We start from the raw sequence: 13384 nt of genomic DNA on the forward strand, positions 1-13384 counted from the left end.
CGATAGACCGGCTGCCCGAGCCGCCCATAATGGTTACGGTGGAGATGGTCGTGCGCGTTGATCAGCCCGGGACGTAATTCCGCCTGCGGGCAATCGAGCACAATGTCGACCGCCCCTTCGGGCGCGACGCAGCGACCGCCCTCGATGCCGACCGCGCGGTTCCGAGCATTGACGAGCATGCGCATCACCCCTCTCGCCGAAAAGCGAGCGCGAGTACCACCGGCAGGTCGAGATGCTCGCGATAGAGCGCCCCTCGCCCGGCGGCCGCATAGAGCGGCTCGACCGCCGGGCCGATCACCGCCTCGCGCGTCGCGACCGGGACCAGCCCGGCGGCGCGCGCCGCACCGGCATGCGCGGACAAATCGTGGACGTGATGCTCGACCTCATGCACGCCATCGGCATCGCGGAAGGTGCGGCGGTGCCCGGCGGCATGCGCCTCGGCATGGAAGTCGCTGACGATGATCATGCCGCCCGGCGCGGTGACCCGCGCGAGCTCGGCATAGGCGCAATCGATCTCGGGCAGATGACCGAGCACCAGCCGGCACCAGACCAGGTCGAAGTGGCGATCGGGGAACGGCAGATGGCGGACGTCGCCGACCATCGCGCGAACGCCGGGCGCCACTGCGCCGCGACCGATCCCGGCGTCGAGCATTTCGGGGCTGAGGTCGATCCCCACCGCCTCCGCCGCGCCACAGTCGATCAGGCGACGCCCGGTGCCGCACCCGACATCGAGCAGGCGCTTGCCGCCGAGCGGCGGGGTCATCGGCTTGACGAGCTGATCCTCGAGCAGGCTGATCGCGGTCTCGCGGGCATAATGAGGCGCCCATCGCCGATAGCCGTCGCGTGCGCTCAATGCCGGCATGCGGCCGTGCCCTCGAACGACGGATTGCTGATGGAAGGCAATGTTTCACCCCTGTTGTCGACCCTCTGTTCCCGGCGCGATCTGGGGGGTTCAACGCGCGATTTTTCGGCGTCGTCACTGAACCGGGCAGGCCTCCGAAGGCACTGACGCTCGGTTCGCATTGGGCGAATCGTGCTGAAAAGGGGTGTGCATCAATGCGCCTGAGCAACGTCGTCGCCGCCACTGCGGCCCTGTCGCTGATCGCCGTTCCGACCATCGCCGCCGCTTCCCCCGCCAACCCGGCGGCGAAACTGTCGCTCGCTAACAAAAATGTCCGCGCCGGCGCCAAGGCGAAGGACGGCAATCGGATGCGCGGGGGCGGTGCGGGTTTCCTCTATGCCGCCGCCGCGATCGCGGTGGTCGTCGTTGCCGCGGTCGCGCTGGGGCACAACAGCAGCGACAGCAAGCCGGCCAGTTCCTGAGCCCCCACGCCGGTCGATCGCCGGCTTTGGGCACGGAAATAGCGGCGCGGATGCCGCTATTTCTGCTTTCGGGGGACTGGATTTGGCCACGCATTCGATCGCGCGCCGCTACGGCCAGCCCTATCGGCTGATCGTGCTCGCCACTCTGCTGGCGATACTCGCCGTGGCAGGCGGCGCCTCACGTTACGACGAAGACCAGCAGATGATCGCGCGGCTGGCCGGCGTTGCCGCGATCTCGGCGACACTCTGGCCGCTCGAGATCGAGACGCTGCGCCTGCAGAAACGGCTGCTGGTGATGATCGCGGCCGTCTATGCGCTCGTCCTGGCCCAGTTGGTGCCCCTGCCGCCGGCTTTGTGGGCCGCGCTTCCGGGGCACGGCATCTATGCCCGGATCGCCGAGGCCAGCGGCACGACGGGCTGGCGGCCGCTCAGCCTGACACCCGATCTCACGCTCAACACGCTTGCCGCGTTGCTACCGGCCACCGCCGCGACGATCGCCGCGCTCTATTGCGACGGCCGGTCACGGCTTCGGCTCGCCTGGGGTCTGGCCGCGCTCGCCCTGGTCAGCGCATTGCTCGGTCTCGTCCAGCTGGCCAGCGGCGGCGACGCGCTCCATTTCTATCGCGGGAGTAGCGAGAACGCGCCGGTCGGCCTGTTCGCCAATCGCAATCACCAGGCGGCGTTGATCGCTTGCGCCTTGCCGCTGATCGGCGCGCTCGCGGGACTATGGCGGCGCGCCGGCGGCCGGCCGCGCGTCGTCGCGGGCACGGCACTGATCACCGCGGCCTTGTTGCTGTTCGCCGCGGTGTCGACGGGATCGCGGATGGGGCTGATCCTGCTCGCGGTCGGGGGCGCGACCGCGCTGTGGGCTTATGCGGCGACCGGACAGCGCCTGGTCCCCGTCCATCGTCGACATTGGGCCGCCGGTGCGGCGGCACTGGTCGCGGCGACCGGCGCGACGGCCGCCGCTGCCGCGCGCAGCGGGGCGATCGACCGCCTGATGAACACCGACCCCGCCAGCGAAAGCCGCGCCGCGATGCTGCGCCCGCTACTCGACACGGCGCGTGCCTTCCTGCCGCTAGGCGCCGGCTTCGGCGCGTTCAACGACGTCTATCGCCGATTCGAGCCCGACGCCTTGCTGTCGACCATCTATATGAACCAGGCGCATGACGAACCGCTGCAGCTCGCGATCGAGGGCGGCGTGCCGGCCTTGCTGTTGCTCGCGCTGTTCCTGTGGTGGTGGGCGCGCACGGCGGTCGTGGTGGTCCGCACCCGGGAGTCGGTGACGCGCCGAACGCTCGGCATCGCCGCGATCGGCATTACCAGCATCCTGATGCTGTCGAGCCTGGTCGACTATCCGCTGCGCACGCCGCTGCTCGGCACCTGGTTCGCGATCGCCGCGATATTGATGCTGCGCGCGGCGCGTTTACCGGCCAAGCCATGATACGGACCTGGCGCGGTTTGCCGGGACGGATGCTGCGCACGATCGTAGCAACGCGGGGCGCGGTGGTGGCGCCGCTCGGCGCGGGCTGGGAAAGCGACCTGACAGCGATCCGCGAAACTCGGCGCCGCGTGCCGATGCTGTTGAGCGATGCCGCCGCGCTGCAGATCCTGATCGCGGTTCGCGCCGCTCGGCGGCGGGGCGGCGCGATGGCCGAGGCGGGGGTGTTCCGGGGCGGTAGCGCGCGGCTGATCTGCCACGCCAAGGGCGATGCGCCGCTGCATCTGTTCGACGTGTTCGAGACGCTCCAGGCCGGCGCCACGCAAGATCCCAGCGCGGGCGAAACGCTGGTCCGCGAGCATTTCGGCGCGGTGCATGGCGCCCGTGCGAGGGTCGAAGCCTTACTGGCGCCTTATCCCGGCGTGCATGTCCATGCCGGCGTCTTCCCCGATACCGCCGCCGCGGTCGCCAGCGAGCGCTTCGGCTTCGTCCATCTCGACCTCGATCTGCCGGGGGCGACGCGCGCCGCACTCGCTTTCTTCCATCCCCGGCTGTTGCCCGGCGCGATCCTGATCGGCGACGATTATGAAGATCGCCAGGTCCGCGAGGTATTCGGAGCGTTCTTCGCCGATCGTCCCGACGCCGTCATCGAATTGCCCTGGGGACAGGTCATGGTCGTCAGTCAGGGCTGAACGACGGCCCTATTTGGCCGCGACCTTGAGCGTGCCGCGCATCATCGCGTGGAAGATGCAGTAAAACGGGAAGTTCCCCGCCTTTTGAAGCGTCATCCTGCCGCTCTGCCCCGGCGCCACGCGCAGGTCGAAGCTGTGGTCGCGCGCGGTCACGGTGTGGGGAACGCTGTCCTTGTTGACCCAGACGATCGTGTCGCCGACCTTCGCCGCGCCCGGCAACGCGCCGTAATTCATGTTCGCCATGGCGACGGTATATTGCTTGGGCGCGCCCTCGGACGATGCCGCCGTCGCCAATGCCAACCCACCGACCGCGACGGCGATCCGCGCCATCCCGAACACCATCGTCGTGCGAACACCCATCGACCTCGAGCCTTTCTGCTGGTTCATCGGGTTGATGCCAGCGGGGCCGCGAAAGGTTCAGGGTCGTCAGAAACTCCAGCTCACGCCCGCGGTCAGCGCGGTCTTGTCGTGAAGACTGCCGGCATAATATTCCCTGCCCGGCCCGCCCCCCGACAACGCGGCGTGGAGATCGAAATTGCCCAGGCGGCGCGACACGCCGATCCGCCAGTCGTAGCGCGTCTGGCGGCCGGGGAAATATTGCGTCGGGGTCGATAGATAGACCAGCGAACCGAGATGGCCGTTGATCCGCCAGTCCTTGGCCGGCCGGACCGTCGCTTCGATCTCGCCGTACAGGGTCGAGACGTCGGACCGGTAATAATCGGGCGAATAATAGATCCGCGCGGAGAAGGGATCGGCGACCAGCCCGAGATAGACTTCGGTGTAATCGTGCGACCGGGTGGTTCGGTCCGGCGCGCGATACTGGCTGCGCAACAGGCCGCCATCGATCGACAGCTTGCCGCTCAGCCGGCGCGCATAGCCGATATTGCCTTGCACGCCGAGGAACAAAGGATCGTCGCGACCGAGCATGCCGGTCGCCGACAGGTTGAGATACACGCCGGAATCGTCGTCATAGCCGATCTGGGCGGTCGCGACCGGGCGGCCGGCGCTCAGCGAATAGCCGCGCAGGCGATAGTCGCTTTCGATATCGATGCTGCCGCTGACCTGGGCCGAGGCCGGCGTAGCGACGATCCCCGACAGGATCAGCGCCGCCAGCGCGCCGGCGCGCCGGGCGCTAGCGCCGTCCCCCCGCGACGCGGCGGCCGATCGCGCACGAGCAATCACAACTGGGCGACGTCCGGAGCAGGGTCGCGCAAGCGTCGATCGCGCCGCCCGACAAGCGCGTCAGCGCGACTTTCGCCGCGCGCCCATCGGATTGACGAACGAGCGCGATCAGCCCGCTGACATGCGCGACCGCATAGGAACTGCCATTGACCAGGTACCATTTACCCCCCGGTTGTGTCGTCGGCACGTCGCGACCGGGCGCACCGTACACGCGCGCGGGCAGGGACTGCAAAGATTCGTCGGCGACGGCAATAACGCCGGGCAAGCAGGCGGGGAAACCGCCCTGCGGTAGCGACGGATCGAAGGCCGCCACCACCGAGATGTTGCGGGCGACCGCGATGGCGACCAGTCGCGCGAGCAACGGATCGGCCGGCCCGGCCAGGCTCAGGTTGACCACTTCCGCTTTGTGCTCGATCGCATATTGGAGCGCGCGCGCCAGGCTGAGGCTGTTGCACAGCGTCGGACCGGCGGCGGTCTGCCAACACGCGCGCAGGGCCATCATCCGCGCGTCGGGCGCGATGCCGGCGATGCCGATGCCATTGCCCGCCTTGGCGGCGACGATCCCGGCGACTCCGGTGCCGTGCGCCTCGGCGGCGGTGGCGCGACGATTGGAATCGGGATTGGCGACGAAATCGAGATCGGCGACGAATTGGCCGGCGAGATCGGGATGCGCGACGTCGATCTTGCTGTCGATGATGGCGACGGAAATGCCGCGGCCGGTGGCGATGCGGTGGAGATCGGCGAGCCGCCAGGAAGCGGCGGCGGGCTCGGCACGAAAGAGCGGGTCGTTGAGGACGGTGCCGCCCGGCGAGCCGCGCGCCTGATAGACTTGCAGCGGCTGCGACCAGGCGACTCCGGGTTCCTTGGAGACCTGCGCGATCGCGGCGTCGAGCGCCATGCCGTCGGGCACCCGCATGACATAGCAATCGACCCCGATCAGCGGCATCGGCCAGCCGTCGATCAAGGTGAGCCCGTTGCGCCGGGCGATCCCCGCCGCCAGCCGCCGCCGCGCCGCCACCGCGGTAGTGTCGCCATAATTGCCGCCATAGCTGCCGCCGGGGCGAAAATGCGGCGGAGCCATCTTGAGCATCACCAATATCTGGCGATCGGCATCGGTTGCGCTCGGCTGCTGGGTATAGGCGGGCTCGACCGCGGCCAGCGCAGCGATGCCGCACAAGGCCAGGCAGAGCCGGAACCAGCCGCGCCAGGTCATGGCTGCGACCCGGGGTCGATCGGCTCGGCCAGGGATACCTGCGGTATCGCGCGCAGACCGGCAAGCGCCTGGACGCGGCGTTCAGGCGCGATCCGCACGACATAGGCGCCGCTCGCGGTCGGGCCGTCGACGATGCGCGCACCGGCGTTGGTCAGCGCCGCACGCAGGTCGCCGTCCCGGGCGTCGGGCTTGAACATGACCAGCGCATTCCCTGGCGCTGCGGTCGGCGCCGATCCCAGCGCGCGATAGGTCGGACCCGCCGGCGACGGCGCGCCCGGCAGGATGGCGACGGCGAACGCGACCGCCGCGGCGGCCGCGAACGGACCGCCGAGCGCCCAGCCCATCGCGACCTTGCGCCGCAGGAACGGCACCGGCTCGGCCAGCCGGCGCGGCGGGCCCGCGGCGTCGATCCGGTCGCTCAGCGCCGTCCAGGCGTGCTCGACGTCGATCGGCAACGCCGCGACATCGCGCGCCAGCACTTGCTCGGACGCGAGCTCGGCGCGGCAATCGGCGCACTCGGTCAGATGCGCGTCGACCAGCGCTTTCTCGTCGGGTTCGAGTGTGCCGTTGATATACCAGGGCAGCAATTGCTGGGCCTGTTCGTGCGGGCTGCCGCGCAGCCGAATGATCTCAGCCATCGAAAATCGTCCTAAATCCAGTCTGCCAACTGCCCCGCCAGGCGACGCCTGAGGTGGCGGCGGGCATGAAACATGCGAGTCTTCACGGTATCGACCGGGCATTCGAGGATCTTCGCGATCTCACGATACCCCAGTTCGTGAAAATATGTCAGGTCGACCACCGCGCGATGCGCGGGCGACAATTCGTCCATCGCGCGCATCAGCAACGCGTTGATGCGGTGGCGGCTCGATTCCTCCTCCGGCCCGGCATCCTCGCTGACCCGGTTCTCCGAATCCTTGTCTTCGATCGCCTCGTCCTGGCGCTTCAGCCCTTTCATCGCCTTGCGGTACGCGATGGCGAAGATCCAGGTCGACAGCTTGCTCGCGCCGTTGAAGCTGTCGGCGCGATCCCACACCACCATCATCGTGTCGTTCAGCACTTCCTCGACCAGCGTCGGGCGACGGATGAGGTTGAGCAGGAACCGCGTCAGCCGCGGATGGTAGAGACGGTACAGATCCTCGAAAGCGCCGCGATCAGCCTGGATGATGCGCGCGAGCAGCGCCATCTCGATCTCCGCCGCGCTGCCGCGAGTCCGTTCCTTCGCTATCAATCTGATGTCACTGTCCATCGCACGCCATGCCCGCCATGCCTCGTATGTGCGAACCGGTTGTCGAATAGTTCAAGGCGACCCCGACGGCCGTCGGAAGCGTCGCCACGATGGTACGGGAGATGACGGGACACCGATAGGGCTCCGTCGATGCGCATCCGGGACGGGCAGCGGTGCGGGGGCCGCCCGGACAGTGGGCGCCCCCGCACCGGATCGTCCGGCAAATACGCGCCGAACGCCCCCCCACCCCGCCATTGCGACGCCGATTCCGGTCAGCACCGCGCATGACGAACAGGACCGTGGCACGGCAGAACGGCACGAGGGAGTCGCGGCCGTCGCCTGCCAGGTCGATGTCGATAATCGCGGTCTGGACCATTTTTCACGCGCTCGGAAGCGCGGTTAAATACCTAGGAGGGCGGTACGGTGACGGTAACCCGCCGACCGCGATTATGCTGTCATACCAGTGCCGCTACGTAGGTTTACCGAGCCGACAGTCAGTTTGTGCGCGGTTAGCCTGTGGCGGCCCCATTCTATCCGGACGTTGCCCCTTGCCCCTGGATCTCGTCGTCCTGCTGATTTCCGAAAACGACCTGCGCAGTGCCTTGACCGCGCGGTTGACGATGCTCGGCATGAACGTCGTCACGCTCGGCCCCGAGCAGATACCCGGCGGCTTGCCGGGGGCCACGATCGCCAACGGCGTGCTGATCACCGACGACGGCGGCGTGGGACTTGGCGCATGCGAAGCGCAGGCATGGTTGCAGGTCATCGTACTCGATGAATCACCGAGCGCGCCCGAGGATCGTCCGTTACGCCTGCCCCGGACCGGCGCGACCCGCCACGTCGTCGAGGCCCTGGCGCGGTGGCGTGATTCCTAGAACGAGATCCGATTGCTTCGGACCAACCGCTCCAGGTTTGTCGTCCGGCGTGTTCGCCACGCAAGCGCGTGATTCCACGCGTCGAAATCGGGTTGGAGCCGTACTGCCCTTAAGCTGGAATGAGACCGGCCGCGAACGCGACGCGAAGCGCCTCCGACAAGCTGCGCACGCCCATCTTGGTCATCAAATTGGCGCGATAGATTTCCACCGTGCGCGGACTGATCGATAGGTCGTAGGCGATGATCTTGTTCGACCGCCCTTCGATCAAGCCGGTCAGCACGTCGCGCTCCCTGGGTGATAACGCCTCGACACGGGCGCGCGCGGTTTCCACCTGCGCCGATCCCGCGCTGGCGTGTTCCATCCGCGCAAAGGCGTTGTCGATCGTCTCGAGCAGCGCCTCGGGCTTGTAAGGCTTTTCCAGGAAATCGAAGGCGCCGGCCTTCATCGCGCGCACCGCGATGTCGATATTGCCTTCGCCGGTCAGCATGATGACGAGGAAGCGCGCGGGCGATTGCGGCCCGAGTTCCTGCAACACCTCGAGGCCATTCTTGCCGGGCATATGGAAATCTAGCAGCAGCACGCCCGGCTCGAGCTCGGCCGCCCGCTCCATGAACTGGTCGCCCGACCGGAAATTGCGCACCGCGACGTCGGAGCGCAACGACAACAAGCCGTGCAGCGACGCCCGCACCGCGTCGTCGTCGTCAACCAGGTAGATGTTCCGGATCATCTTCCAGCTCCTTGAATACCGGCAGGGTGAAGCGGAACACCGCCCCACCGTCCGGCCCGTTTTCGGCGGTCAGATTGCCGCCATGCGCTTCGACGATACGGCGCGAGATCGACAGGCCGACACCCATCGCGGCGCCCGATTTGGTGGTCGAGAAGCGCGCATAGAGCCGCTCGCTCAATTCCTCCGGAATGCCCGGACCGCTGTCGTGGATCGCCAGCTCGACCATATCGTCGTCGCCACTGCGCGACGTGATCGCGATGCGGCGCGGACTTCCCGGCGGCGCCGAGCGCAGCGCCTCGACCGCGTTGCGCAACAGATTGACCAGCACTTGCTGGATCTGGACGCGGTCGGCGAAGATCGTATCGAGCTCGCGATCGAGATCGTAGCTGACCTCGATCTCGTTACGGCTGCCGCCGAACAGGACCAGCGCGACGGCCTCCTCCACGACATGTTCGAGCGATTCGGGGCGCATCTCGATGTCGCGCTTGGCCAGGAAGTCGCGCAGACGCCGGATGATGTCGCCCGACCGTTGCGTCTGCTCTTCGGCCATCCGCAACAATTCGACCACGCGCTCGCCGCCGGCGCCCTGTTCGATCAGCATCCGCGTCGCCGCGATGAAATTGGCCGTCGCGCTGAGCGGCTGGTTCAGCTCGTGCGCGAGATCGGCGGCCAGTTCGCTCATCGCCCGCTGGCGAGAGACGTGCGCCAGTTCGGCACTGAGCTCGGACAGCCGCTGTTCCTCGAGCAGGCGCGGCGACACGTCGCGGATGATGCCGGTGAAGATGCGCTCGTCGCCGATCCTTGCTTCGCCGACGTTGAGCTCGATCGGGAACAGGCGGCCGTCGGCGCGGCGCGCGGTCAACTCGCGGGTCTTGCCGATGACCTTGCGCTCGCCGGTCCGCAAATAGGCGCCGATCGCTTCGTCGTGATGCGCGGCATAGGCGCCCGGCATCAGCATCTTGACGTTGCGCCCGATCGTCGCCGCAGCGGCATAGCCGAACATCGCTTCGGCGGCCGGACTGAAATTCTTGATGATACCGCGCTCGTCGATGACGACGGTCGCGTCCGGTACCGTCTCCATGATCGACTCGAGCCGCATTTCCGCCTCACGCCGACTGCGCTGCGTCACGTCGACGATCGAGCCGATGGTGCGGACGAGGTTGCCTTCGTCGTCGTACAGACATCGCGAGGTCCCCTCCAGCAGACGAGGTGGCCCTGCCTTGGCGACGAAGTGATATTGGAATGCGAACCGATCCTGACGATCGGCGACGGCACGGTCGACCGAGGCGAGCACGTCGGTGACGTCCGCCGGATCGACATGCGCACGCCATGCATCGAAACTGTCCAGCGTCCCCTGGCGCAATCCCAGCCGCTGTTCCGACCCCGGCGACCAGCTCATCCTGCCGCTCGCGACATCCCATTCGAACACGCCGATGTCGTTGACCTCGGCGGCGATCGCCAAGCGGTTTTCGCTGACGCGCAATTCCTCCTCGGCAGCGACGCGCGTGGTGATGTCGAGCATCTTGAGCGCGATCACGTCGTCGCGCCCGGGGCGATGCAGCGATCGGCGGTATTCGACGACGTGCAACTCGGTGCCGTCGCGACGCCGTTCGACGAATTCGGCCTCCTCCTGATCGGCCAGAGGATCGCCGTCGCCCTCCGCCTGATATCCCTCGACCCGTCGCGAGCGCAGCAGGTCGTGCTTGTCGCGCCCTACCGCCTCCTCCGCCGACCAGCCGTAGAGCTCGGTGCAGCCGCGCGTCCAATGGAGGATAGTACCGTCGGGCCGGACCAGCGCGATCGGTGCGCTGTCGAGTGCATCGCTCAGGTCGCCGATCGCGGTCCGCTGGCGCGCCAGGCGATCCGAGACGAACAACAGGATCGTGCCCATGATCGCCATGTTGGCCAGGATCGCGATCAAGCCCGCGCCGGCGACCGGTGCCGCGCCGGTCCTGATCGTCCATTGTTCGAGCACGAACGGAATCGCCGGCAGCACGAACAGGATGGGCAAAATCAGCCAGCGCAGCGGCTGGCCGATGCGATCGGCCGAGAGCAGCCCGGACCAGCCCGTTTCGTGCTTCCACCACAGGAACGCGCTGGCGGTCGCCAAGGTCGCGACGCTTGCCGGCAAGGTGGTGATGAAGAACTGGCTCGGCGGCGTCGCATAGCCGATCCAGAACAAGGCGATCGCGGAATAGAGACCCAGGCAAATGGCCAACGCCGCCAGAATGTTGCCGGCACGATCGAACAGCAGGCGGTGCCGCTGCGCGAGCGGGATGGTGGTACCGAGCAGCAGGAAGGCGAGGATCGTATTGGACCCCGGACGGCCGGGATGGGCCGCGCCCGAAGCCGCGATCTGATCGGGAAACAATATCCGCTCGATTCCCAGCCGGCTCCCCAGCCGACTCTCGACGATCGCCAGCACGGTGAGCGCCAGCACGGCGAGCGCCACCGGCGTCGCGCCGCGCCATTCGAGGATCGCCGCCGCCATGGCGAAGGCCAGCAGCAGATGGCCGATAAGCGTCAATGGCCAAGCGGGAGCGTAACTGACGCCGAACGACGCGAGATCGGGTATCTTCAATACCCAGCCCATGAACGACACGAATCCGGCCAACGCGGCAATCGCTGCCAACGCCAAGGCAATCGTATCACGCCTCGATGCGCTCTTCCCTAGGCGCATTTACCAGGCATCTTTCCCCATCCTTGCCGCCCATCGCGACGGCCAGACACGATATATCCATCCGCCACGAAACGTCGACGGAAATAGTTGATAACATGCAACAATGTGTCTGGGCCACGGGAAAAAGGGGCCGTTTTGGATATATAATGGGGTCAAGCGGCAATCGGCGCGCGGCCACGATAGCCGATCCGCTGGTGCCGTCCGAAGCCGAGCCGCAACGCGATCGCCTGCAACAGCGCGGTCACCGCGTGGCCGGCCTTCTCGGCAAGGCTGAGACGGCGCGGGTCCTCGAGTTCGAAGTCGCCCAGCCACAATTCGTCCATCGAGCAACCCTGCAGGTTGATCGCCATCGCCGAATCGTTTCCGACGGCGTCGACCGCTTTCGTCGCTCGCGCGACCTGCGCCGCCGCTGCGGGAAGGCGGTCGAGCAGGTCAAGCAATGTTAGTTCGTCCGGGAACGGCTCCACGAGCGCGTCGGTCAGGTCGGCCGAGCGTTCGACGCGCGGCTCGGCGGCCGGCTTGGGCGCGGCGATAAAGGCGGGCGTCGCGTCGGCCGCTGACGCCAGGGGCACGGCAACAGGGCGTTCGGCGACCAACACATCCGGCATCGCGACGGGCTTCGCCGCCACGGCCACCGGTGACGTCATGACAGGCTCCGTCAGGACGGGCGCCGGCCGGACAGCGGGGCGGACCGCGGCGGAGGCAACGGCGGCGGCCGCCGCTGCGAAGGCCGAGTCAGGTACCGAGGTGGCCGCGGCGGTCGCCGCCAGCGGCTGCGCGGCCGGTCGGTGGCCCTGCGCGATCAGCGCGACGCGGACCACGCCGTCGAGCGCGTCGGACACCGACGCCCCCCACGCCAATTCGACGTCGGGTGCCGCCCGCGCCGCGATCGCTTCGACGATCGCGTCGAGTTCCATCAGCGACATGTCGCTGCCGCCGCTGATCGATATCATCAGCTTGCCGGCACCGGCGATCTCGTCGTCGATCAGCGGACAGGCCATCGCATTCTCGGCGGCGATGACCGCGCGATCCGGTCCGCCGGCGCCCTCGCCGAATCCGATCACCGCGCGGCCCATGCCATGGATGATGTTGCGCATCTCGGCGAAACCGATCTGCTTGAGACCAGGTGTCACGAGCAGATGCGCGATCCCGCCGACCGCGTCGGCCAGCACGCCGTTCGATGCGGTCATCGCCGAGCGGAAGGTCATGTCGAGGTCGCCGATGCCGAGCAGGCGCTGGTTGGGCACGACGATGATCGCGTCGACCAGGGGCTCGAGCAAGGCGATCCCCTGATCGGCCCGGGCGGCGCGGCGCGCGCCCTCGAACTCGAACGGGCGGGTGACCACGGCGACGGTCGGAATACCGCGCTTCTTCGCGCATTCGGCGAAGATCGGCGCGGCCCCCGTCCCCGTGCCGCCGCCCATACCCGCAGCGATGAAGCAGAAGTCGACATCCTTGAGCGCGGCGTCGATATCCGCGACCACTTCCTGCGCCGCCGCCCGCCCGACTTCGGGCCAAGCCCCCGCGCCGAGCCCTTGGGTCGCCAGCCGGCCAAGCTGCAACTGGGTCCCGACCCCCAGTCCGCGCAAGGCTTGGGCATCGGTATTGGCGGCGATCAGTTCGACGTTCGGCAACTCCTCGCCGACCAGATCGGCGACGCCGTTGCCGCCCGCGCCCCCGACGCCGAAAACGGCGCTGCGTGGCGTCATCGCCTCGATGTGACCCATAAAGCTCATGTCCCTGTCCTCGACTCGCTTCAACATGTCGAGACGTATCGCGTTAACCATCCGAGTCGGGCCACAGGGGGAATCTACTATCGTAGAAATACGCATCGCTCTCGTGACGATCTTGGAAGGACCGTCTCCGAACCGTCACGATACCGTGGAATCACCTAGTGCGCTGTTCATGACCATCGCTCGGATTGCTTGCTCTTTATTCGCTCCTCCTTCATCTCCGTCCGGCGCAGACTATTTTATTGCTTGCCCGGGCCGATCAGATGAACCGATCGTCGCTCGTCACGTTGAGG

The 13384-nt window shown here is 67.5% G+C and carries 13 protein-coding genes; 4 read left to right on the forward strand and 9 right to left on the reverse strand.

The features are described 5' to 3' along the window. Positions 1–184: 184 nt before the first annotated feature. A complete protein-coding gene (locus tag ACTHJR_RS01275) occupies positions 185–862 on the reverse strand; it encodes a class I SAM-dependent methyltransferase (protein WP_440521235.1) in 678 nt (225 codons plus the stop codon). 194 nt (positions 863–1056) lie between these two features. On the opposite strand from ACTHJR_RS01275, the gene ACTHJR_RS01280 reads away from it, so the two are divergent. The 3 genes from ACTHJR_RS01280 (at position 1057) to ACTHJR_RS01290 (ending at position 3456) form a co-directional block, all read left to right on the forward strand. Next, the gene (locus tag ACTHJR_RS01280; RefSeq protein ID WP_440521236.1) at positions 1057–1323 is read left to right on the forward strand and encodes a hypothetical protein; all 267 of its coding nucleotides are present in this window, start codon (positions 1057–1059) and stop codon (positions 1321–1323) included. 82 nt (positions 1324–1405) lie between these two features. Beyond that, positions 1406–2767 carry an O-antigen ligase family protein gene (locus ACTHJR_RS01285; protein WP_440521237.1) on the forward strand — a complete coding sequence of 454 codons (1362 nt, stop codon included), beginning with the start codon at positions 1406–1408 and terminating at the stop codon, positions 2765–2767. Continuing rightward, the gene (locus ACTHJR_RS01290; RefSeq protein ID WP_440521238.1) at positions 2764–3456 is read left to right on the forward strand and encodes a TylF/MycF/NovP-related O-methyltransferase; all 693 of its coding nucleotides are present in this window, start codon (positions 2764–2766) and stop codon (positions 3454–3456) included. The genes ACTHJR_RS01285 and ACTHJR_RS01290 overlap by 4 nt, the downstream gene beginning before the upstream one ends. A 9-nt stretch (positions 3457–3465) precedes the next feature. Here the strand turns inward: ACTHJR_RS01290 and ACTHJR_RS01295 are convergent, their stop codons facing one another. The 5 genes from ACTHJR_RS01295 to ACTHJR_RS01315 form a co-directional block, all read right to left on the reverse strand. Further along, the gene (locus ACTHJR_RS01295; RefSeq protein ID WP_440521239.1) at positions 3466–3816 is read right to left on the reverse strand and encodes a cupredoxin domain-containing protein; all 351 of its coding nucleotides are present in this window, start codon (positions 3814–3816) and stop codon (positions 3466–3468) included. 66 nt (positions 3817–3882) lie between these two features. After that, a complete protein-coding gene (locus ACTHJR_RS01300; protein WP_440521240.1) occupies positions 3883–4638 on the reverse strand; it encodes a TorF family putative porin in 756 nt (251 codons plus the stop codon). After that, entirely contained in the window at positions 4589–5851 is a 1263-nt protein-coding gene (locus ACTHJR_RS01305) for a S8 family peptidase (RefSeq protein WP_440521241.1), read from the reverse strand. Before ACTHJR_RS01305 ends, ACTHJR_RS01300 begins: the two co-directional genes overlap by 50 nt. Continuing rightward, a complete protein-coding gene (locus ACTHJR_RS01310) occupies positions 5848–6489 on the reverse strand; it encodes a zf-HC2 domain-containing protein (RefSeq protein WP_440521242.1) in 642 nt (213 codons plus the stop codon). Before ACTHJR_RS01310 ends, ACTHJR_RS01305 begins: the two co-directional genes overlap by 4 nt. Before the next feature lie 11 nt (positions 6490–6500). Further along, a complete protein-coding gene (locus tag ACTHJR_RS01315; RefSeq protein WP_440521243.1) occupies positions 6501–7097 on the reverse strand; it encodes a sigma-70 family RNA polymerase sigma factor in 597 nt (198 codons plus the stop codon). 527 nt (positions 7098–7624) lie between these two features. On the opposite strand from ACTHJR_RS01315, the gene ACTHJR_RS01320 reads away from it, so the two are divergent. Next, a complete protein-coding gene (locus ACTHJR_RS01320) occupies positions 7625–7951 on the forward strand; it encodes a hypothetical protein (RefSeq protein WP_440521244.1) in 327 nt (108 codons plus the stop codon). A 109-nt stretch (positions 7952–8060) separates the two neighbouring features. On the opposite strand, the gene ACTHJR_RS01325 is transcribed toward ACTHJR_RS01320, so the two are convergent. The 3 genes from ACTHJR_RS01325 to ftsZ form a co-directional block, all read right to left on the reverse strand. Then, positions 8061–8678 (reverse strand): response regulator transcription factor, encoded by a 618-nt coding sequence (locus tag ACTHJR_RS01325; RefSeq protein WP_440521245.1) that lies wholly within the window; start codon positions 8676–8678, stop codon positions 8061–8063. Next, on the reverse strand, positions 8653–11310 hold the full coding sequence (locus ACTHJR_RS01330; protein ID WP_440521246.1) for a PAS domain-containing sensor histidine kinase: 2658 nt from the start codon (positions 11308–11310) through the stop codon (positions 8653–8655). Before ACTHJR_RS01330 ends, ACTHJR_RS01325 begins: the two co-directional genes overlap by 26 nt. A gap of 200 nt (positions 11311–11510) precedes the next feature. Continuing rightward, on the reverse strand, positions 11511–13094 hold the full coding sequence (gene ftsZ, locus ACTHJR_RS01335) for a cell division protein FtsZ (protein ID WP_440521248.1): 1584 nt from the start codon (positions 13092–13094) through the stop codon (positions 11511–11513). Positions 13095–13384: the final 290 nt, after the last annotated feature.

Source organism: Sphingomonas sp. (assembly GCF_051962185.1).
Taxonomy (GTDB): Bacteria; Pseudomonadota; Alphaproteobacteria; order Sphingomonadales; family Sphingomonadaceae; genus Sphingomonas.